The following is a 20534-nucleotide window of genomic DNA, read 5'->3' on the forward strand; positions in this document are numbered from 1 at the left end:
CCCCGTGTATGTGCGCGGCGCGGTCATACTCGCTCCACCGCCGCGGTCCTGTCCCCGATCCGCACCACATCGCCGGCCGCCGCGGTCGCCGAGCCCCCGGGCGCGAGCGGGTGCTCGACGCCCCCGCGCAAGACCGCCGTGCCGTTGGTCGAATGGCAGTCGACGATCTCGAGGCCGCCGTCGACGGGGCGCACGACCGCGTGCGTCTTGGACAGCGAGCGCGTCTCGTCGGCGATCGCGACCGCCTGCGCGCCCGCGGCGATGCCCGAGGGCTCGGGCCGGCGGCCCAGCACGATCGCCTGCGACACCAGGACGTGCTGGCCGTCGTCGAAGCGCAGCAGGAACCGGGCCGGCTGCCTGGCCGGGGCGGCCGGGGTGACGGCGGCGGCCCCGATCAGCACCTCGACGGGCAGCTCCGGCGCGGGGCGCGCGGGGGCGGCGGGTGGGGCGGGCGGTGGCGGGGCGGGCTGGGCAGCGGTCGGCGCGGCCGGTGCGGCCGGGACAGCGGCCGGGATGTCGGCGGGGGCGGGCGGCGGCGCGGGCTCGGCCGCGTCCCGGAGGCGGTAGCCGCCGAGCACGGGCTTCCCCTCCTCGCCCACGACCGGTGCGACCGGGGCGGCGGGGAGATCCGTGAGGCCGACCTGGGGCCGCACACCCCCGTCGTAGGGCTTCGCGGCGCCGATCACGCCCGCGCTGAGGCGCCCCCCCGGCCGGTAGCCCGCCTGGGCCACCGGGTCGGCCGACGTCGCGAGCGAGGGCAGCGGCGCCCGCTCGGCGATCGGCTCGGCGCGCACCATCTTGCGCGCGACGCGCATCCGCTTCTCGTCATACGGGTTCAGGCCCTTGCGGACGTCGACGAGCCACAGCCGGCCCGCCTTGTCGTGCCAGGCGCGGCCGCGGCGGTCCGGGTCGAGCACGGGCAAGATCAGGAACAGCGGCAGGCCGAGCGGCAGGATCGCGACCGCCGACAGCACGAGGTCGCGCAGCAGCACGCGCCCCACGCCCGGGCGCTCGAGCGTCAGGACGTTCACGGACCGGATGCCGGCCACGGCCTTGCCGATCGTCAGGCCCCGGCGCCCGTGCAGCACGAGCTGCACGACGAGCAGGATCAGCGAGAGCAGCACGCTGACGCCGGCCATGATCACGGCGAGCACGAACTGCGGGTGGTTGACGAATCCGTACAGCGAGATCGACCCGGAGGTCAGCTTGAGCAGCAGCGGGAGGGCACCCAGCAGAAACGGCAGCTGCAGCACGAGCCAGATGACCGCGTCGACGAGGGCCGCGAGCGCGCGGCGGCCGTAGGGCGCGCGCACCAGCCCGAGGGCGGCGGCGTAGGCTGGATCGGGCCGCCCCTGTGCGTCGACGCCCTCGATCGGACGGGTCTCGTCGTCGATTTCCCAGATCACGCCGTCGGCCCCCTCCTCCCGTTCCGCGCACGGCCCGCGGACAGGCTCCACAGTACCCACCGCGTGCCGGCGCGACCGCGCCGCGGGGCCCGCGCGGGGACCTCTCCCCTGGCCGCGCCCGGCCGCGTCAGCGCGCGCGGGCCGCGGCCCTGCGCCGCGCGCTTCGGCGGAGCACGCCGTGGCGCGGCGCGAACAGGTAGACAAGCGCGAACACGACGCCCTGCACCACGACCACGAGGCCTCCCGGCGACGCGTCGAGCCAGTAGCTCAGGTAGATGCCGACGACCGAGGACGCCACCGCGAGCGCGGGCGCGATCACGAGCATCCGCCCGAACCGGTCGGTGAGCAGGTGCGCGGTCGCGCCCGGGATGATGAGCATCGCCACGACGAGCACGACACCGACCACCTGCAGGGCCACGACCGACGTGAGCGCGAGCACGCCCAGCAGCATGGCGCCCAGCAGGCGGGGCGACAGCCCGATCGCGAACGCGTGCGTCGGGTCGAAGGCGAACAGCGTGAGGTCGCGCCGCTTGACCAGCAGCACCGCGAGCGCCACGGCCGCGAGCACCGCGACCTGGATGAGCTCGGCGGCGGAGACGCCCAGGATGTTGCCGAAGATGATGTGGTTCAGGTCGGTGTTGCTCGGCGTGACCGAGATCAGCACGAGACCGAGCGCGAACAGCGTCGTGAACACGATGCCGATCGCGGCGTCCTCCTTGACGCGGCTGGTGCCGCGCACGACGCCGATCAGCGCGACGGAGAGCAGCCCGAACACGAGCGCGCCCAGCGCGAACGGGGCGCCGACGACGTAGGCGAGCACGACCCCGGGCAGCACGGAGTGCGAGACGGCGTCGCCCATGAGCGACCAGCCGACCAGCACCAGCCAGCACGACAGCAGCGCGCACACGATCGCCGCGACCACGGTGGTGGCGAGCGCGCGCAGCATGAAGTCGTACTGCAACGGGTCCAGGATGAGGTCGAGCGGGCTCATGCGGCGTCCTCCCCGCCGCGCGGCTCGAGCCCGAACACGCGCGCGAGCGCCTCGGGCCGCAGCGCCTCTGCCACCGGGCCGTGGAACAGCACGCGATGCAGCAGCAGCACCGCGTCGTCCGCCAGCTCGGGCAGCGCGTGCAGGTCGTGCGTCGACACCAGCACCGTGCGGCCGTCGGCGGCCAGGTCGCGCAGCAGCCGCACGATCGTGCCCTCGGAGCGCTTGTCGACGCCCGCGAAGGGCTCGTCCAGCAGCAGGATGTCCGCCTCCTGCGCGATGCCGCGCGCCACGAACGCGCGCTTGCGCTGCCCGCCGGACAGCTGCCCGATCTGGCGGTCGGCGAGGGCCGAGAGCTCGACGCGCTCGAGCGCCTCCGCGACCGCCGCCCGATCGGCCGCGCGCGGCCGGCGCGTGATGCCCGTGCGGCCGTACCGGCCCATCATGACGACGTCGCGCACGGACACGGGGAAGGACCAGTCGACGTCCTCGCTCTGCGGCACGTAGCCGATCCGGCCGCGACGGCGCGCCGACGCCGGGTCCGCGCCGTCGAGCAGCACGGAGCCGCGCTCCGGCCTCAGCTGCCCCGTGATGGTCTTGAACAGCGTGGACTTGCCGGATCCGTTCATCCCGACGAGTCCCGTGACGCGGCCGGCGGGCACGCTCAGCGAGACGTCGTCGAGCGCGAGGACGTCGCCGTAGCGGACGGTGACGTCGCGCACCTCGATCGCGGCGCTCATGATCCGCCGCCCGTCAGGGCCTCGACGATCGTGTCGGCGTCGTGGCGGATCAGGTCGAGGTAGGTCGGGACGGGCCCGTCCGGCTCGGACAGGGAGTCCACGTAGAGCACGCCGCCGAACTCGGCGCCGGTCGCCTCGACCACCTGGCGCATCGGCCGGTCGGAGACGGTCGACTCGCAGAACACGGCCGCCACGCCGTTGCCCTCCACGAACTCGATCGCCGCCGCGATCTGCTGCGGCGTCGCCTGCTGCTCGGCGTTGACCGGCCAGATGTACGCCTCCGCGAGGCCGGCGTCGCGGGCCAGGTACGAGAACGCCCCCTCGCACGTCACGAGCGCCCGCTCCCCCTCGGGCAGCTCGGCGAGCGCCGCGACCAGCTCGTCGTGCACCTGCTGCAGCTGCGCCGAGTACGCGGCGCCGTTGGCCTCGTAGTCGTCCGCGTGCGCGGGGTCGAGCTCCGAGAACGCCTCGACCATGTTCGCGACGTACGTCTGCACGTTGAGCGGGCTCATCCAGGCGTGCGGATTCGGCGTCCCGGCGTACGCGTCGCCCGCGATGTCGACCGGCTCGACGCCCTCCGACACGACCACGTGCGGCACGTCGACGGACTCCACGAACTGCGCGAACCAGGCCTCGAGGTTCAGCCCGTTGTCGAGGATGAGGTCGGCCTCGGCGGCGCGCCGGATGTCGCCCGGCGTCGGCTCGTAGCCGTGGATCTCGGCGCCCGCCTTGGTGATCGACTGCACCGAGAGGTGATCGCCCGCCACGTTCTGCGCGATGTCGGCCAGCACGGTGAACGTCGTCAGCACCGTGGGGCGGTCGTCGGCCGGATCCGCAGAGGAGCCGCACGCGCTCAGCACCGGCGCGAGGACGAGGATCAGCGCGAGCGAGCGGACGACGGCGTGACGATTTTTAGGCATACCGAAACTTTAGGATTTCGGGTCGCCGAAAACAACCCCCGATCGAGGCGCGGCGCCTCCGGAAGGAGGTGGGCGCGACTGAGCGCGCGGGGCGGTCGGGGTCCGACCGGGGTCAGCGCTCGGGCCGGTCGCCCTCTGCGTCGTCCTGGTCCTTGGGCAGCAGGACGGGCCGGTCGACGGTCTCGCCGTGCTGCGCGGGATCGACCACGAGCAGCAGCATCGCCAGGCCCAGGGCGACGACGATGAACGAGACGCCGGCGGCGATCGCCGCGACGGACCAGGCGTGCGCGACAGCCTCGCCCGGCAGCGCCTGGAACGCGCCCATGGTGGTCGCCGTGACCAGCCCCGCGAACAGGGCGGCGCCGAACGCGATCCCCAGCAGCTGGGCGGGGCGCATCAGGTCGCGGCGGGTGGGCTTGTCGGTCACGGTCGATCCTCCTGGGGCGCGGCGGCCGCGGTCTCAAGGCTCGCGGGCTCGGACGGGGCCGGCGAGAGCCCGGCGATGCCCAGGAAGACCGCGACGATGGCGGCGTAGCCGCCGAACAGGCCGACCGCGATGGTCGTGCCCGTGAGCGTGAAGGCGCCCGCCTCCTCGATCGAGTAGGTCAGCGCGTACTCGGGCCGGACGAAGATCAGGATCGCGCCGAGCAGGATCGTGAGCCCGCCGACGACGACGGCGTCGCGGGACTCCGATCGGCCCAGCCGGGCGCGCTGCGTGATCCCGATCGCGAGCTCGACGATGCCGGCCAGCAGGGCCCACCCGATCAGGACGACGAAGAGCAGCGTCTCGGAGCGCAGGGCGACCGCGCTCGCGGCCATGCCGGCGGCGAGGTGGACGGCGCCCAGCAGCACGGGCGCGCCGCGGTGCCCGGCGGGAGCGACCAGCCAAGCGGCCAGTGCGAAGACCATGGCGGTCGCGATGCCGAAGCCGCCGAACACGGCCAGCCCCACCTCGTGCGAGTGGTCCGGCGAGAACGTGATCATGAGCGCCGCCACGGCCGCGAACAGCGCGCGCAGCAGCTGCACGTGACGCGGGGTCATTCGCAGGGGCGCGGCGGAGGGCATGACGGATCCAGGATCTCTTCGAGCGGGACCCACCCAGTCTAGTTGCGGGATCCTGACGAGAACGTGCGCGGACGGCTCATCCGGCCGACTGTCGTGCGAGCGCAGCGAGCGTGCCGCGGATGCGGCCAACCGCAGCGCGAAGCGCTGCCGAACGGAGCGAAGCGACGTTCCTCGCTCGCGAGTGTCCGGCGCGGAGCGTCGGCGCGAGCGTGCGAGACGCTCCTAGAAGGAGAGGGCGGCGTCCAGGTCCGCGAGCAGGTCGTCGACGTGCTCGATGCCGACCGAGAGGCGCACGACGTCGTCGGGGACGGCGAGCTCGGTGCCGCGGACGGACGCGTGCGTCATCTCGTCGGGGTAGTTGAGGAGCGACTCCACGCCGCCGAGCGACTCGGCGAGCGTGAACAGGCGCGTCGACTCCGCGAAGCGGCGCGCGGCCGCGCCGTCGCCGAGCGCGAGCGACACGATGCCGCCGAAGCCGGACATCTGCGCGGCGGCGATGTCGTGGCCGGGGTGCGACGCGAGGCCGGGGTAGTACACGCGGGCCACCTTCCCGTGCCCGTCGAGGTACTCGGCGATCGCCTGCGCGTTGGCGGTGTGGCGCTCCATCCGGACGGCGAGCGTCTTGATGCCTCGCGTCGTCAGCCACGCGTCGAGCGGGCCCGAGACCCCGCCGACGGCGAACTGCAGGAACTTGGCCTTCTCGGCGAGCTCTTCGTCGGCGAACACCAGCGCGCCGCCGACGACGTCCGAGTGGCCGCCGAGGTACTTGGTGGTCGAGTGCACCACGACGTCGGCGCCGAGCGCGAGCGGCTGCTGCAGCGCGGGCGACGCGAACGTGTTGTCGACCACGACCAGGGCGCCCGCGGCGCGGGACTTCTCCGCCAGGGCGCGGATGTCGGTGATGCGCAGCAGCGGGTTGCTGGGCGTCTCGACCCACACGACCTGGGGAGCGCGCTCGGCGAACGCCGCGTCTACCGCGGCCGGGTCGCTCAGGTCGACCACGCGCAGCTTGACGCCCCACGGGCCGAGCACGCGCGCGAGCAGGCGGTAGGTGCCGCCGTAGACGTCGTTGCCGAGCAGCACCTCGTCGCCGGGCTGCAGCACGGCGCGCAGCAGCGCGTCCTCGGCCGCGAGGCCCGACGCGAACGACAGAGCGCGGGCACCGCCCTCGAGCGCGGCCAGCTGGGTCTCGAGCGCGGTGCGCGTCGGGTTGCCCGAGCGGCCGTACTCGTAGCCGCCCCGCAGGCCGCCGATGCCGTCCTGGACGTACGTGGTGGAGAAGTGCACGGGCGGGATGACCGCGCCCGTGGGGCCGTCCGGCTCCTGTCCGGCGTGGACGGCTGCGGTCTCGAAACGGGCGTCGTGCGAGGCGGTCATGCGGCGCTCCCGGGGGTCTCGTGGCGGTTGGTCTTGGTGGCCTCGGCGAGCTGGGCCGTCAGGTCGGCCGGCACGAGCGACTCGGGCGTCTCGACCTCGAAGCCGCGCTCGGTCATCCAGCGGTCGTTGAACACCTTGCCGAGGTACCCGCGGCCGTGGTCGGGGAGCAGCACGACGACGATCGCGTCGGCGGGCAGGTCGCGCGCGGCGCGCAGCGCGCCGGCCACGGCCATGCCGCTCGATCCGCCGACGAGCAGCCCCTCCTCGCGGGCGAGGCGGCGGGTCATCGCGAACGAGTCGGCGTCCGACACCGCGACGATCTCGTCGACCACGCTCGGGTCGTACGCGCCGGGCCAGAAGTCCTCGCCGACGCCCTCCACGAAGTAGCCGTGCACGTCGTCGTGGCTCGCGGCCGAGTAGATCGAGCCGACCGGGTCGATGCCGACGATGCGCACCGCGCCGCCCGACACCTCCTTGAGGTAGCGGCCCGTGCCCGTGATGGTGCCGCCCGTGCCGACGCCCGCCACGAAGTGCGTGACGGTGCCCTCGGTGTCGGCCCACACCTCGGGGCCGGTGGTCTCGTAGTGGCTGCGGGGGCCGTTGAGGTTCTCGTACTGGTTGGGCTTGAACGCGCCGGGGATCTCGCGCGCAAGCCGGTCGGACACGCTGTAGTACGACAGCGGGTCGCTCGGCTCGACGTCGGTCGGCGTCACGACGACCTCGGCGCCGTAGGCGCGCAGCACGGCGCGCTTGTCCTCCGACACCTTGTCGGGAACGACGAAGACCATCCGGTAGCCGCGCTGCTGCGCGACCAGCGCGAGGCCGACGCCCGTGTTGCCGCTGGTCGGCTCGACGATGACGCCGCCCGGCTTGAGCTCGCCCGACGCCTCGGCCGCGTCGATGATGTTGGCGGCGATCCGGTCCTTCGAGGATCCGCCGGGGTTCAGGTACTCGACCTTCACCAGCACGGTGGCGGCGATGCCCTCCGTGACGTGGTTCAGGCGGACGAGCGGGGTGCGGCCGACCAGGTCGGCGACGGAATGTGCGTAACGCAAGGGCGTGTCCTCAGGATGGCCGCGGCCGGCGGTGCGTGGACGCGGGAACGGTCGGTTGTCGGTGGGGTGCGCTGGGCGCGGGCTCTCAGCGACGACAACGACAGGTCTGCACGGACCCAGCGTACCGCGGGCCGGATGACGCCGGACCCGCGTGACATCCGCTCCCCCGTGGCGCTTCGGTGTCGAACGTTTCGTAATAAGTCGCCCGCCGGCGCCCGCCCGCGCGGGCCTCGGTAACGTCTCGGTCCATGAGCGAGAACCAGGCGGCCCTGGCGCGCGACGTCCGTGAGGCCTCGCGCCCCGCGGGCGCGATGCTGTCGGTCCCCGGCGCGCTCGACGCCGAGCAGTTCAAGGCGATCTGCCGCGGCCACCCGGGCGGGGTGTCCGTGATCACGGCGCAGGGTCCCGACGGGCCCGTGGCGTTCACCGCGACCTCGGTCGCCTCGGTGAGCGTGGATCCGCCCATCCTGATCTTCTCGGTGTCCTCGCTGTCGTCCGCGGCGCCGTCGATCCTCGCGGCGGACTCGGTGGTCGTCCACCTGCTCGACGCCGACGACGTCGACCTCGCGAAGCTCGCCGCGACGAGCGGCGTGGACCGCTTCGCCGACACGTCGGCGTGGACGCGCCTCCCCACCGGCGAGCCGGTGTTCCCCGGCGTGCGCGCGTGGACACGCGCCAAGGTCGTCAGCCACCTCGAGGCGGGCGGATCGACCGTCGTCGCGGTGCACGCGCTGCAGGGCCAGATCAACCGCGGCGCCGAGCACGAGGCCGGCCCGCTGGTCTACCACAACCGCACCTGGCACAAGCTCGGCGCCCACTCGCGCCTCGACTGACGCCCCTTACTCGTGGGCGCGGGAGCTGCGGATCCCGCGCCCCACGAGTGTCCGGCTACAGCCGCGCGTAGAGCGACAGCGGGGACTCGATCGCCGACACCACGCGGCGGAGGAAGCCGGACGCATAGCCGCCGTCGCACACGCGGTGGTCGAACACGAGCGACAGCTGCGCGATGCGGCGGGGCGTCATGACGCCGTCCACGACCCACGGCTTCTCGATCACGCGGCCGATGCCGAGGATCGCGACCTCGGGGTGGTTGATGATCGCGGCCGAGCCGTCGACGCCGAGCGCGCCGTAGTTGTTCAGCGTGAACGTCGATCCGGTGAGGCGCTCGGGCGGCAGCTTGCCCGCGCGCGCGAGCTCGGTCGTCTCGCGCAGGGCGGCGTCGAGGTCGCGCACCGTCATCCGGTCGGCGCGCGGGAGCATGGGCACCATCAGCCCGCGTTCCGTGTCGGTCGCGACGCCGAGGTTGACGCCGTCGAAGGTCAGGATGTCCTCGCCGTCGAGGCGCCCGGCGAGCAGCGGGAACTCCTCGAGCGCCAGCAGCACGAAGCGGGCCAGCAGCGCCGTGAGCGACGGCGGACGCTCCCCCGGCGCCGCCATGGCGGGGCGGAGGCTCCACAGCTCGGTCGCGTCGACGTCCACCCATACGGTCGCCTCGGGGATCTCGGCCCGGCTGCGGCTGAACTTCGCGGCGGCCGACCGGCGCAGCATCGACATCCGCTCGCGGCTCGCGACCTGCAGGTCGCCCGCAGGCGCGGGTGCGGTCTGACGGGTCTGCGGTGCGGATGTCGGCGCGGCGGCCCCACCGGGCGCCGTCAGCCCCGCCGATCCGTCAGACGACGCGGCGTTGGCGGCGCGCAGCACGTCGGCGCGCGTCACGACCCCGTCGGCGCCGCTCGGGCGGATGGTGGTGACGTCGAGCCCGAGGTCGCGCGCGAGCCGGCGCACCAGCGGCGAGCGCACGGGCGGCTTGGCGGGCGCATCCGGTGCCGTGTGTCGGGTCGGCGGGGCGGATGTGCGCGTGTCGGCCGCAGGAGGCGACATCCGCACCGCCGGCCCGACGGACGGGACGCGGCGCGGGCGGCGACGCCGCGCGCCGGCGCGGTGCTCACTCGTGCCGTAGCCGATCAGGACGTTGCCGGATCCGGCCCGCTCCTCGGAGCGGTACGCCTCGAGCTCGGTGCGGTCGGGAGTGGGCTCGGGGCGTTTCGACTCGGTCGCTTCGCCCCCTCGCTCAACGAGCACGGCAGCCGCCGGGGCGTCGGCGGCGACCTCGAGCACGGGCTGCCCGACGGCGAGCATGGTGCCGGGCTCGCCGTGGAGCGCGACCACGGTGCCGGCGAACGGCGAGGGCAGCTCGACCACGCTCTTGGCGGTCTCGACCTCGGCGATCGCCTGGTCGACGCGCACGTCGTCGCCGACCTGCACGAGCCACTGCACGAGCTCGGCCTCGGTCAGCCCCTCGCCGAGATCCGGCAGACGGAACACCTGCGTGGTCGCGGTGGTCATCGGTCCTCCCAGTTCAGCGTGTCGATCGCGTCCAGCACGCGGTCGACGTCGGGCAGGTGGAAGTGCTCGAGCTTGGGCGCCGGGTAGGGGATGTCGAACCCGGTGACGCGGCGCACGGGCGCCTCGAGGTGCTCGAAGCAGTGCTCGCCGATGCGCGCGGCGAGCTCGGACGCGACGCTCGCGAAGCCCTGGGCCTCGGCGATCACGACCGCGCGGCCCGTCGAGCGGACGGCCGTGAACAGCGTCTCGTCGTCGCACGGCGTGAGCGTGCGCACGTCCACGACCTGCACGCTGCGCCCCTCGCTCTCCGCGACCTCGGCCGCATCCAGCGCGACGCCCACCGAGCTGCCGTAGGCGATCAGCGTCACGTCGGCGCCGGGCCGCGCGACGCGCGCGTGCCCGATCGCCGCGGGCGCGGTGACGTCGACGGGCGCCTTGGACCAGTACAGCTTCTTCGGCTCCAGGAAGATCACGGGGTCGGGGTGCTCGATCGCGGCGCGGAGCAGGCTGTAGGCGTCCTGCGGCGTCGCCGGGCAGACGACCGTGAGGCCCGGGGTGTGCGCGTAATAAGCCTCGGACGAGTCGCAGTGATGCTCGACGCCGCCGATGCCGCCGCCGAACGGGATCCGGATGACCATCGGCAGCCGGATGGCGCCCCGCGTGCGGTTCGCCATCTTGGCCGCGTGGCTCACGATCTGCTCGAACGCGGGGTAGGCGAACGCGTCGAACTGCATCTCGACGACCGGGCGCAGGCCGTTCATCGCCATGCCGATCGCGGCGCCCACGATGCCGGACTCGGCCAGCGGGGTGTCGAAGCAGCGGTGCTCGCCGAAGCGCGCCGCGAGGCCGTCCGTCACGCGGAAGACGCCGCCCAGCTTCCCGACGTCCTCCCCCATCACGAGCACCGAGCCGTCGGCCTCCATCGCGTCGGCGAGGGCCCGGTTGATCGCGCCCGCCATGGTCATCGCGGGGGCCTCCTGCGCGGCGACCTCCGTGCGGGTGTGCTCGATCATGCTCATGCGCCTGCCTCCTCGCGTGCCAGCTCGTCGCGCAGCTGCGCCCACTGGGCGTCGAGCTGCGGCGTCCGCTCCGCGTGGACGAAGCGGAACAGGTCCTCGGGGTCGGGATGCACCTCGCGGTTCATGGCGTCGCGCATCGCCGTCGCCGTGCGCTCGGCCTCCTCGGCGAACGCCGCCTCGGTCGCGTCGTCGAGCGCTCCCTCGGCGAGCAGGTGCGCGCGCATGCGGCGCAGCGGATCCCGCTCCTCCCACGCCCGGACCTCCTCGCGATCGCGGTAGCGCGTGTCGTCGTCCGCGTTCGTGTGCGCCTGCATCCGGTACGTGTGCGCCTCGATCAGCGCGGGCCCGCCGCCCTCGCGCGCGTTCTCGACCGCGTCGCCGAGCACCGCGAGCAGGGCCGCGACGTCGTTGCCGTCGACGCGCTGGCCGGGCATGCCGTAGCCGATGGCCTTGTGCGCGAGCGACGGCGCAGCGGTCTGCCGCGACAGCGGCACCGAGATCGCGAACTCGTTGTTCTGCACCAGGAACACGACCGGCACGTGGAACACGGCCGCGAAGTTGAGGGCCTCGTGGAAGTCGCCCTCGCTCGTGGCGCCGTCGCCGCACATCGCGAGCACGACGGTGTCCTCGCCGCGCGACTTGGCCGCGAACGCCACCCCCACCGCGTGCAGCAGCTGGGTCGCGAGCGGCGTGGCGTGCGGCGCGATGCGGTGCGCGCGCGGGTCGAAGCCGGCATGCCAGTCGCCGCGCAGCAGCACGAACGCCTCCTCGGGGTCGACCCCCCGCGTGATCACGGCGACCGAGTCGCGGTAGGTCGGGAAGAGCCAGTCGCCGTCGCGCAGCGCGAGCGCGGCCGCGACCTCGCAGGCCTCCTGCCCGTGCGACGACGGGTACACGGCGAGCCGGCCCTGGCGCACGAGCGCGTTCGCCTGTTCGTTGATGCGGCGGCCGCGCACGAGCGCGCCGTACGCCTCCAGCAGGCGCTCGGTCGGGGGCGCCGCGTAGCGGTCGTCCTCGGTCAGGTGCCCGTGCTCGTCGATGAGCCGGACGGGATGCTCGCGCGGCAGCAGATCCGTGCGCAGGGCGTCGGGGGCGTCCATGAGTTCCTCCACGTCGTCGTAGATGACTCCAGGATGCGTCGCGCGGGGCAATCCGTCTGCCCCCGTCGATCCATCGCGAGACGGATTGCCGAGCAAGCGGCATGTTGTGCACATAGCGTCCAGGATGGACTGGAGATTTGGGGGGCCTGCGATGGAGCTGGATCAGACGGACCGGGCGATCCTCGCCGCGCTGCGCCACGACGGCCGCGCGTCGATCAGCGACATCGCGGCGAAGGTCAAGGTGTCACGGGCGAGCGCGTACGCGCGCGTGAAGAAGATGGAAGACACCGGCGTCATCCGGGGCTTCACGGTGCGCACCGATCCGATCCTCGAGGGCATGCACGCGAGCGCGTACGTGGGCCTCAACGTCGAGCAGGCCGACTGGCAGGACCTGCGGGAGCGGCTGACGCGCATCCCCGAGGTGCACCACGCGGCCCTGCTGGGCGGCGACTTCGACGTGCTGCTGCTGGTGCGCGCCCGCGACAGCCGCGACCTGCGCCGCGTCGTGCTGGAGGAGTTGCAGGGCATCCCCGCGGTGCGCTCGACCCGCACGTTCATCGTGTTCGAGGACATCCCCACGATCGCCGAGGCCTGAGCGGCTACTTCGCGAGCGCCGCCTTCGCGTAGGCGACGATCGCGTTCGCGTGGCCGTGACCGAGGCCGTGCTCGTCCTTGAGCCATGCGACGACATCCATGTGCGATGCGCCGTCGAGCCGCTCGACCACGAGGTCGAGCCACTCCTGCATGGGCCTGCCGTACGTCTTCTCGATGTTGGGGAAGTAGGAGGCGGGCCCTTTGACCTTCTCGCCGGGCGCGATCACCGGCGCGCTCACCCTGTGCTCAGCCATGCGCTCACGCTATCGGGATCGGCCGCCCGGGGCGTGTCCCAGTTCACGCCCGTCTGAGCCCGACCGTGTCCCAGTCTGGGCCGCTATCGGGCGGCCATTCGGGCATCAAGTGGGACATGGGCCACGGACGGCGGGTTCGACGATCACTCCCCCGTCGAGCCGGATGACGAGGGCCCGGGCGGATCGCGACGATCCCACCGCGGGCCCTCGGCCGTCCCCCTCGCTCAGCGGCTGCTGAACGCCGCGTCGAACGCGGCCTCCGGCGCCGCGAACGCGTTGCGGCGCACGAACTCGAGGGCCTCCGGCGCGCCCTGCAGCCGGTCCATGCCGGCGTCCTCCCACTCCACCGAGATCGGGCCGTCGTAGCCGATGCTGTTCAGCGCCCGGAACGACGCCTCCCACGGCACGTCGCCGCGACCGGTGGACACGAAGTCCCACCCCCGGCGCAGGTCGGCCCACGCCAGGTGCGATCCCAGGCGCCCGTTGCGGCCGTTGCCGACGTTGAGCTTCACGTCCTTGCAGTCGACGTGGTAGATCCGGTCGCGGAACTCCAGGATGAAGCCCACGGGGTCCAGCTGCTGCCACACGAAGTGCGACGGATCCCAGTTGAGCCCGAATGCCTCCCGGTGCCCGATCGCCTCGAGCGTGCGGACCGTCGTCCAGTAGTCGTACGCGATCTCGGACGGGTGCACCTCGTGCGCGAAGCGCACGCCGACCTCGTCGAACACGTCCAGGATGGGGTTCCACCGGTCGGCGAAGTCCTGGTACCCGGCGTCGACGGCCTCCTGCGAGACCGGCGGGAACATCGCCACGTACTTCCAGATCGACGACCCGGTGAAGCCGACGACGGTCTTCACGCCCAGCTTCGCCGCCAGCCGGGCGGTGTTCTTCATCTCCTCGGCCGCCCGCTGCCGGACCCCCTCGGGGTCGCCGTCGCCCCACACCCGATCCGACAGGATGTCGCGGTGCCGCTGGTCGATGGGGTCGTCGCAGACGGCCTGGCCCTTGAGGTGGTTCGAGATGGCCCAGACCTTCAGCCCGTGCCGCTCGAGCAGGTCGAGCCGGTCCCTGATGTAGTCGTCGTCGTCCCAGCGCCACGGGTCGAGGTGGTCGCCCCAGCAGGCGATCTCGAGCCCGTCGTAGCCCCAGCCGGCGGCCAGGCGCGCGACCTCCTCGAGCGGCAGGTCGGCCCACTGGCCGGTGAAGAGTGTGACCGGTCGCGTCATCGCGTTCCTCCGTTGTCTCGTGCGTGCGGTCTATCGGTCGTCGTCGGCGGGCGTCCACGCGCTGCCCGACTCCGAGCTGCGCAGCACCGCGTCGAGCACGCGCTGCACGTGCAGGCCGTCGGCGAACGACGGCTCGGGCTGCGTTCCCGCGTGGATGGCGCCCACGAAGTCGTTCACCTGGTGCGAGAAGCCGTGCTCGTAGCCGAGCATGTGCCCCGCCGGCCACCAGGGCTCCAGGTACGGGTGCTCCGGCTCGGTGACCAGGATGCGCCGGAAGCCCTGCTCGGTCGGCGGCAGGGTCGCGTCGAAGAACTCCAGCTCGTTGAGGCGCTCGAGGTCGAACGCGAGGGCGCCGAGCGACCCCGAGATCTCGATCCGCAGCGCGTTCTTGCGGCCCGTCCGGAACCGGCTCGCCTCGAACGACGCGAGGGCCCCGGATGACAGCCGGCCGGTGAACAGGGCGACGTCGTCGACCGTGACGCGCCCCCGCGCCGCCGACGCCGTGCCCGAGAGCCCGACGCCGTGCTCGAGCAGCGGGCGCTCGCTCACCAGGGTCTCGACCACCCCCGACACGGTCGTGACCGCCTGGCCGGTGATGTACTCGGTCAGGTCGACCGCGTGGGCGCCGATGTCGCCCAGTGCCCCCGATCCGGCGCGCTCCTTCTCGAGGCGCCACGTCATCGGCGCCTCGGCGTCCGCCAGCCAGTCCTGCAGGTACTCGGCGCGCACCTGCCGGATGTCGCCGAGCCGGCCGGCCGCGACGAGATCGCGCGCGAACGTGGCGGCGGGCACGCGGCGGTAGGTGAAGCCGACCATCGAGCGCACGCCGCGCTCGGCCGCCGACGCGGCCGCGGCGGACATCCGCTCGGCCTCCTCGACCGTGTTGGCCAGGGGCTTCTCGCACAGCACGTGCTTGCCGGCCTCGAGCGCCGCGATGGCGATCTCGGCGTGCGTGTCACCCGGGGTGACGATGTCGACCACGTCGACGTCGTCGCGCGCCACGACCTGGCGCCAGTCGGTCTCGGCCTCGCGCCAGCCCCACTTGCGGGCGGACGCCTCGGGGTCGCTGCGCCCCACGACCACGGCCATCTCGACGCCGAGCGGCAGGTCGAAGAACCGGGGCGCGACGCGCCATCCCTGCGAGTGCGCGGCCCCCATGAAGCCGTGGCCGATCATGGCGATGCGGAGCGTGTCGGACATCGCTCAGCTCCTCTCTGCGGAGGTGGGCGGGGCGCCCGCCCGGTGGACGGGCGCCCCGGACGGACATCAGGACTCGAAGGCCAGGTCGATGAACTGGTCGACGTTCTCCTTGGTGACGACCGGCGCGTCGAGCACGATCCGGTTCGGCACGCTCGGCGTGATCAGGTCGCTGACGGTCTTGCCCTGCGCGATGAGGCGGGCGAGCGCGATGCCGTCGGCCGCCTGCGTCGACGGGTAGATCACGGTGGCCTTCAGGACCGAGTCGTCGGCCTGGATGAGTTCCATGGCGTTGCGGCTGCCTGCGCCGCCCATCATGAGGAACTCGTCGCGGCCCGCGGCCTCGATCGCCGCGAGCACGCCGACGCCCTGGTCGTCGTCGTGGTTCCACAGGGCGTCGATCTGCGGGTTGGCCGACAGCAGCTGCGAGGCGGCGGACTCGCCGCCGGCGACGGTGAAGTCGGCCGCGACGCGCGCCGAGACCTCCAGGCCGCAGTCCTCGAGGGCGTCCGCGAAGCCCTGCGAGCGGTCCTGCGTGAGGGGCAGCGAGTCGATGCCCGCGATCTCCGCGACGACCGCGTCGGGGTTGTCGCCCACCTGCTCGCAGATGTACGTGCCGGCGCTGACGCCCATGCCGTAGTTGTCGCCCAGGATGGTCGCGCGCGCCGCGAAGGGGCTCGAGAACTCGCGGTCGACGTTGATGACGGGGATGCCGGCCTCCATCGCCTGGATCGCGACCTCGGTGAGCGCCGCGCCGTCCGTGGGGAGCAGGACGATCGCGTCGACGCCCTCGTTGATGAAGGTCTCGACCGCGGCGATCTGCGCGTTGGCATCGTTCGTCCCCTCGGCCATGCGCAGCTCGACGTCGTCGAAGCTGTCGGCGGCGGCCTGCGCCCCCGAGTTGATCGCACCGAGCCAGCCGTGGTCGGCGGCCGGCCCGGAGAACCCGATCACGACCGTGTCGCCCGACTCGGCGTTCTCCTCGCTGGACGTGCCCTGGTCGACGACGTCCTCCTCCTCGGTGCCCGTGCCCGTGCAGCCCGCGAGGAGTCCGATGCCGGCCAGCACGGCGGCGCCGGTGAGCAGCAGTCGCGTGCGCGGCTTCCAGTGTGAGCGCATGTTTCCTCCTTGAAATCCGATGCGGCCTCGACAGTGTGGGCGCCGGAGGCGGAGCTCGCCGGGCAGCCGTCCACGCTGACGCGCTCAAGCTAGCAGAACAGATTGCGCCAGCGACAGCTTTTGTTTTCCATCCGACGAAAGTCGCATGACGATATCTCGCGCGAGAAATCAAGCGTCAGCCGCCCGCTCCGGCGATCGGTGCCTCTGGATGGCCGGTTCGATCCGGGTATCGACACAGGGCGGGTGGCCGCGTTATGTTCGGCGCGTGATCAAAGTCGACCATGCACCGGCATTACTCGACGTCCGGGGAGTGACCAAGGCGTTCGCGGGTGTCCAGGCCCTGCGCGGCGTCGACCTGCAGGTGCTCCCGGGCGAGGTGCACTGCATCCTGGGCCAGAACGGCGCCGGCAAGTCGACGCTGATCAAGACGCTCGCGGGCGTCCACCGCCCGGACGAGGGCGAGATCCTGTGGATGGGCGAGAGCGTCGACATCCCGACGCCCGAGGCGGCACTCGAGCTCGGCATCGCGACCATGTACCAGGAGCTCGACGTCGTGGACGGCCTCACGATCGCCGAGAACATCTTCCTCGGGCACGAGCTGGCGCGCGGCGGCTTCACCCGCCGCTCCGAGGCCGCCGCGCGGACGCGCGAGCTTCTGAAGCGCCTCGGCCACGGCCGGCTCTCGCCCCACACCGAGGTCGGGCGGCTGAGCGCCGCCAACAAGCAGATCGTGAGCATGGCCCGCGCCCTGTCGCACGACATCAAGCTGATCATCATGGACGAGCCCTCGGCCGTGCTCGACGCCGAGGAGGTCAAGAACCTGTTCGGCGTGGTCCGGGAGCTCACCGCCGCGGGCATCGCGGTGATCTACATCACGCACCGGCTCGAGGAGATCCGGCAGATCGGCGACCGCATCACGGTGCTCAAGGACGGGCGCTCCACCGCGAGCGGCCTGCCGGTCGCCGAGACCCCCACGCGCGAGCTGATCACGCGGATGACCGGTCGCGAGGTCGAGAACGTCTTCCCTCCCGCCGTGCCCGTGCCGGGCGAGGCGCCAGTCGTCCTCGAGGTCGAGGACCTGGGCCTCGCGGGCGTGTTCCGCGACGTGTCGTTCTCGGTGCGGGCGGGCGAGATCGTCGGGCTCGCGGGCCTGGTCGGATCGGGCCGCTCCGAGATCCTCGAGACGGTCTACGGCGCGCGCCGGGCCACCGCGGGCACCGTGCGCGTGGGCGGCCGGCCGCTGCGGCGCGGCTCCGTGGTGTCGGCGGTATCCGCCGGCGTCGGCCTCTCGCCCGAGGAGCGCAAGAGCCAGGGGCTCGTGCTGGACGAGCCGATCTTCGTCAACGTGACGCTCTCGTCCATGTCGCGGTTCGCCAAGGCGGGCTTCCTCGACGAGCGCGCCGAGCGCCGTGCGGCCGAGGAGCAGATCGCCGCACTGGAGCTGCGACCCGCGGATCCCGACCGGCCGGCGATGACCCTGTCGGGCGGGAACCAGCAGAAGATCCTGCTCGCGCGCTGGCTCGTGCACGGCACGCGCGTGCTCCTGCTGGACGAGCCCACGCGCGGCGTCGACGTCGGCGCGCGCGCCGAGATCTACGGGCTGATCCGCCGCCTCGCGGCCGCGGGCAACGCGATCGTCATCGTCTCGAGCGAGATCGAGGAGGTGCTCGGCCTGGCCGACACCGTGCTCGTCGTCGCCGACGGCCAGGTGCTCACGACGCTGCCCGCGTCGCAGATCGACGAGCACGGCGTGCTCGACCTCGTCATGAAAGGAACCGCCGCATGAGCGAGCAGACCACGACCGCGGCCGCCACCGGCCCCTCGCCCGCGCCCGCGGGCGGGCCCGTGCGCGGCGCCTCGGCGCGCGCCGGACTCGCCGGCATCCTGTCCGGATCCGTGGGCCGCAACCTCGGACTGGTCGTCGCCCTGCTGCTGCTCGTGATCGTCGGCGCGATCACGGCGCCCGACACCTTCCTCGGGGTGTCGAACATGCTCACGGTGCTGCGGCAGGCGTCCATCATCGGCGTCATCTCGATCGGCATGACGCTCGTGATCATCGCGGGCGGCATCGACCTGTCGGTCGGCTCGGTGCTGGGCCTCGCGTCGGTCGTCGCGACGCTCGCCGCCGTGCAGGACCTGGTCGACCAGACGCACTGGATCTTCATGGTGCTGATCGCGCTCGGCGTCGGGCTGGGCGCCGGGCTGATCAACGGCATCGTCATCGCCTACGGCAAGGTCGTGGCGTTCATGGCGACCCTCGCGATGCTGGTCGCGGCGCGCGGCCTCGCAGAGATCCTCGCCGAGCGGCGCACGCTCGTGGTCGGGGACCGCGGGTTCGTCAGCGCCCTCAACCAGGATCTCCTGGGTGTCGACATCCTGATCTGGATCTTCGCTCTCGTCGCGATCGGCGGCTGGGTGCTGCTGAACCGCACCACGTTCGGCCGCCGCACGGTCGCGATCGGCGGCAACCGCGAGGCTGCGCGCCTGGCGGGCATCGACGTGCGCCGGCACACCATGTGGCTCTACGCCATCGCGGGGCTGTGCGCGGGCATCGCCGCGGTCATGATGCTCGGCCGCACGACGGCCGGCACGTCGACCCACGGCCAGCTGCTCGAGCTGGACGCGATCGCCGCCGTGGTGGTGGGCGGCACGCTGCTGGTGGGCGGACGCGGCACCGTGACCGGCACGGTGTTCGGCGTCCTGATCTTCGCGACCCTGTCGAACGTGTTCGTGCAGAACAACCTGTCGTCCTCCGTGCAAGCCGTCGCCAAGGGCGTGATCATCGTGATCGCGGTGCTGCTGCAGCAGCGCTTCGCCAAGCCCACCGGTCGCGCGTCGTAGTGTCGGCACTTCCGTCGACGCGGACGGGCCTTCGGCTGCCGCGCGTCGCATCCCGCCGCACCTTCGGCGCCGAGACCGCGAAGTTAGACTGAAGCGTGGGGAATATGAGCACCGCGACGAGCACGAACGTGTCGGGCGTGTCCCAGCTGTTCCAGCTTCTGCGCGACGGCGTCCCCCGCACCCGGGCCGAGCTCGCGAAGGCCACGGGACTGGCGCGCTCGACGATCGCGGCCCGCGTCGACGAGCTGATGCGCATGGGCCTGATCATCCCGATGGCCGAGGCCGTGTCGACCGGCGGACGCCCGCCGTCCCGCTTCGCCCTGAACCCCGAGGCCCGCGTCGTGCTCGCCGCCGACCTGGGCGCCTCGCACGCCACGCTCGCCGTGAGCGACCTGGCGGGGAGGATCATCGCGCAGCACAGCGAGCCGCTCGACATCGCGCTGGGGCCCGAGCCCGTGCTGACGTGGGTGGTGGACAACGCGTCCGCGCTCATGGAGCGGATCGGGCGATCGCGCACCGAGCTGGCCGCGATCGGGATGGGCGTGCCCGGACCCGTCGAGCACTCGACCGGTCAGCCCGTCAACCCGCCGATCATGCCCGGATGGGATCGCGTCGACGTGCCGGGCTGGGTCCGCCGGCATCTGGATGTGCCCGTGCTGGTCGACAACGACGTCAACATCATGGCGCTCGGCGAGCGCGCCACCGCCTGGCCTGCGGTCGACCACCTGATGTTCGTGAAGGTGGCCACGGGCATCGGCTCGGGGATCATCTCGGGCGGCGTGCTGCAGCGCGGAGCGCAGGGCATCGCGGGCGACATCGGGCACGTGCAGGTCGCGCGCGGCGCGGGCGTCCCGTGTCACTGCGGCAACCGCGGCTGCCTCGAGGCGCTCGCGTCGGGGCCCGCGATCGCGCGGGCGCTGCGCGAGCAGGGCATCCCGGCCGAGAACGGCGACGACGTGGTCGACCTCGTCAAGCGCGGCAGCATCGACGCGATCCAGGCCGTGCGCCAGGCCGGCCGCGACATCGGCGAGGTGCTGACGACCGCGGTGAGCCTCGTGAACCCCTCGGTGATCGCGATCGGCGGATCGATGGCCCGCGTCGGCGAGCACCTGATCGCCGGGGTGCGCGAGGTCGTCTACACCCGCTCGATCCCGCTCGCGACCGAGCACCTGTCGATCGTGCAGTCCGCCGCCGCGCAGAACGCGGCCGTGCTCGGGGCCAGCATGCTCGCGATCGAGCACGCCCTGTCGCCTGAGTCGCTGCACGCGTTCGTCGCGGCCTGAGTAG

General features: G+C 72.8%; 19 protein-coding genes and 1 pseudogene. 5 read left to right on the plus strand and 15 right to left on the minus strand.

The genetic code is table 11. The annotated features are described in order from the left end of the window. Positions 1–23: 23 nt before the first annotated feature. The 8 genes and pseudogenes from B5M43_RS03875 to B5M43_RS03910 all read right to left on the minus strand — a co-directional run. Entirely contained in the window at positions 24–1406 is a 1383-nt protein-coding gene (locus B5M43_RS03875; protein ID WP_167626787.1) for an RDD family protein, read from the minus strand. A gap of 127 nt (positions 1407–1533) precedes the next feature. Further along, positions 1534–2397: a metal ABC transporter permease gene (locus B5M43_RS03880; protein ID WP_134746005.1), complete on the minus strand. Its 864-nt coding sequence runs from the start codon at positions 2395–2397 to the stop codon at positions 1534–1536. After that, entirely contained in the window at positions 2394–3134 is a 741-nt protein-coding gene (locus B5M43_RS03885; protein WP_134746004.1) for a metal ABC transporter ATP-binding protein, read from the minus strand. Before B5M43_RS03885 ends, B5M43_RS03880 begins: the two co-directional genes overlap by 4 nt. After that, on the minus strand, positions 3131–4054 hold the full coding sequence (locus B5M43_RS03890) for a metal ABC transporter substrate-binding protein (RefSeq protein ID WP_134746003.1): 924 nt from the start codon (positions 4052–4054) through the stop codon (positions 3131–3133). Before B5M43_RS03890 ends, B5M43_RS03885 begins: the two co-directional genes overlap by 4 nt. 112 nt (positions 4055–4166) lie before the next feature. Continuing rightward, positions 4167–4481, minus strand: a complete 315-nt coding sequence (locus B5M43_RS03895) for a hypothetical protein (RefSeq protein WP_082542887.1) — start codon at positions 4479–4481, stop codon at positions 4167–4169. Continuing rightward, entirely contained in the window at positions 4478–5119 is a 642-nt protein-coding gene (locus B5M43_RS03900; protein WP_134746002.1) for an acyl-CoA synthetase, read from the minus strand. Before B5M43_RS03900 ends, B5M43_RS03895 begins: the two co-directional genes overlap by 4 nt. A gap of 222 nt (positions 5120–5341) precedes the next feature. After that, a complete protein-coding gene (locus B5M43_RS03905) occupies positions 5342–6496 on the minus strand; it encodes a cystathionine gamma-synthase (protein ID WP_055987862.1) in 1155 nt (384 codons plus the stop codon). A gap of 14 nt (positions 6497–6510) precedes the next feature. Next, positions 6511–7551: pseudogene (locus tag B5M43_RS03910) on the minus strand (pyridoxal-phosphate dependent enzyme); the annotation flags it as partial. A 311-nt stretch (positions 7552–7862) separates the two neighbouring features. Between B5M43_RS03910 and B5M43_RS03915 the strand changes: the two are divergent. Beyond that, entirely contained in the window at positions 7863–8384 is a 522-nt protein-coding gene (locus tag B5M43_RS03915) for a flavin reductase family protein (protein WP_134746010.1), read from the plus strand. Between the two features lie 55 nt (positions 8385–8439). On the opposite strand, the gene B5M43_RS03920 is transcribed toward B5M43_RS03915, so the two are convergent. The 3 genes from B5M43_RS03920 to pdhA are packed head-to-tail and all read right to left on the minus strand — an operon-like array spanning position 8440 to position 12016. Continuing rightward, positions 8440–9897, minus strand: a complete 1458-nt coding sequence (locus B5M43_RS03920; RefSeq protein ID WP_055987861.1) for a dihydrolipoamide acetyltransferase family protein — start codon at positions 9895–9897, stop codon at positions 8440–8442. Further along, positions 9894–10916: an alpha-ketoacid dehydrogenase subunit beta gene (locus B5M43_RS03925; RefSeq protein WP_134746001.1), complete on the minus strand. Its 1023-nt coding sequence runs from the start codon at positions 10914–10916 to the stop codon at positions 9894–9896. The genes B5M43_RS03920 and B5M43_RS03925 overlap by 4 nt, the downstream gene beginning before the upstream one ends. Then, a complete protein-coding gene (gene pdhA, locus B5M43_RS03930; RefSeq protein ID WP_134746000.1) occupies positions 10913–12016 on the minus strand; it encodes a pyruvate dehydrogenase (acetyl-transferring) E1 component subunit alpha in 1104 nt (367 codons plus the stop codon). The genes B5M43_RS03925 and pdhA overlap by 4 nt, the downstream gene beginning before the upstream one ends. A gap of 151 nt (positions 12017–12167) precedes the next feature. On the opposite strand from pdhA, the gene B5M43_RS03935 reads away from it, so the two are divergent. Then, positions 12168–12611 carry an Lrp/AsnC family transcriptional regulator gene (locus B5M43_RS03935; protein ID WP_134745999.1) on the plus strand — a complete coding sequence of 148 codons (444 nt, stop codon included), beginning with the start codon at positions 12168–12170 and terminating at the stop codon, positions 12609–12611. Between the two features lie 4 nt (positions 12612–12615). On the opposite strand, the gene B5M43_RS03940 is transcribed toward B5M43_RS03935, so the two are convergent. The 4 genes from B5M43_RS03940 to B5M43_RS03955 form a co-directional block, all read right to left on the minus strand. After that, a complete protein-coding gene (locus B5M43_RS03940; protein WP_055987855.1) occupies positions 12616–12864 on the minus strand; it encodes a DUF4287 domain-containing protein in 249 nt (82 codons plus the stop codon). Positions 12865–13088: 224 nt separating this feature from the next. Next, positions 13089–14090, minus strand: a complete 1002-nt coding sequence (locus tag B5M43_RS03945; RefSeq protein WP_134745998.1) for a sugar phosphate isomerase/epimerase — start codon at positions 14088–14090, stop codon at positions 13089–13091. A 30-nt stretch (positions 14091–14120) separates the two neighbouring features. Further along, on the minus strand, positions 14121–15266 hold the full coding sequence (locus B5M43_RS03950; RefSeq protein WP_134746009.1) for a Gfo/Idh/MocA family protein: 1146 nt from the start codon (positions 15264–15266) through the stop codon (positions 14121–14123). A 90-nt stretch (positions 15267–15356) separates the two neighbouring features. Continuing rightward, positions 15357–16406, minus strand: coding sequence for a substrate-binding domain-containing protein (locus B5M43_RS03955; RefSeq protein ID WP_055987851.1), 1050 nt, complete (start codon positions 16404–16406; stop codon positions 15357–15359). A gap of 310 nt (positions 16407–16716) precedes the next feature. On the opposite strand from B5M43_RS03955, the gene B5M43_RS03960 reads away from it, so the two are divergent. The 3 genes from B5M43_RS03960 (at position 16717) to B5M43_RS03970 (ending at position 20530) form a co-directional block, all read left to right on the plus strand. Then, positions 16717–18192 (plus strand): sugar ABC transporter ATP-binding protein, encoded by a 1476-nt coding sequence (locus tag B5M43_RS03960; protein WP_134746008.1) that lies wholly within the window; start codon positions 16717–16719, stop codon positions 18190–18192. Next, complete coding sequence (locus tag B5M43_RS03965; RefSeq protein ID WP_134745997.1) at positions 18189–19247, plus strand: ABC transporter permease; 1059 nt, start codon at positions 18189–18191, stop codon at positions 19245–19247. Before B5M43_RS03960 ends, B5M43_RS03965 begins: the two co-directional genes overlap by 4 nt. Positions 19248–19351: 104 nt before the next feature. Beyond that, complete coding sequence (locus B5M43_RS03970; RefSeq protein WP_134745996.1) at positions 19352–20530, plus strand: ROK family transcriptional regulator; 1179 nt, start codon at positions 19352–19354, stop codon at positions 20528–20530. Positions 20531–20534: the final 4 nt, after the last annotated feature.

It is taken from the genome of Microbacterium sp. MEC084 (assembly GCF_004514465.2).
Taxonomy (GTDB): Bacteria; Actinomycetota; Actinomycetes; order Actinomycetales; family Microbacteriaceae; genus Microbacterium.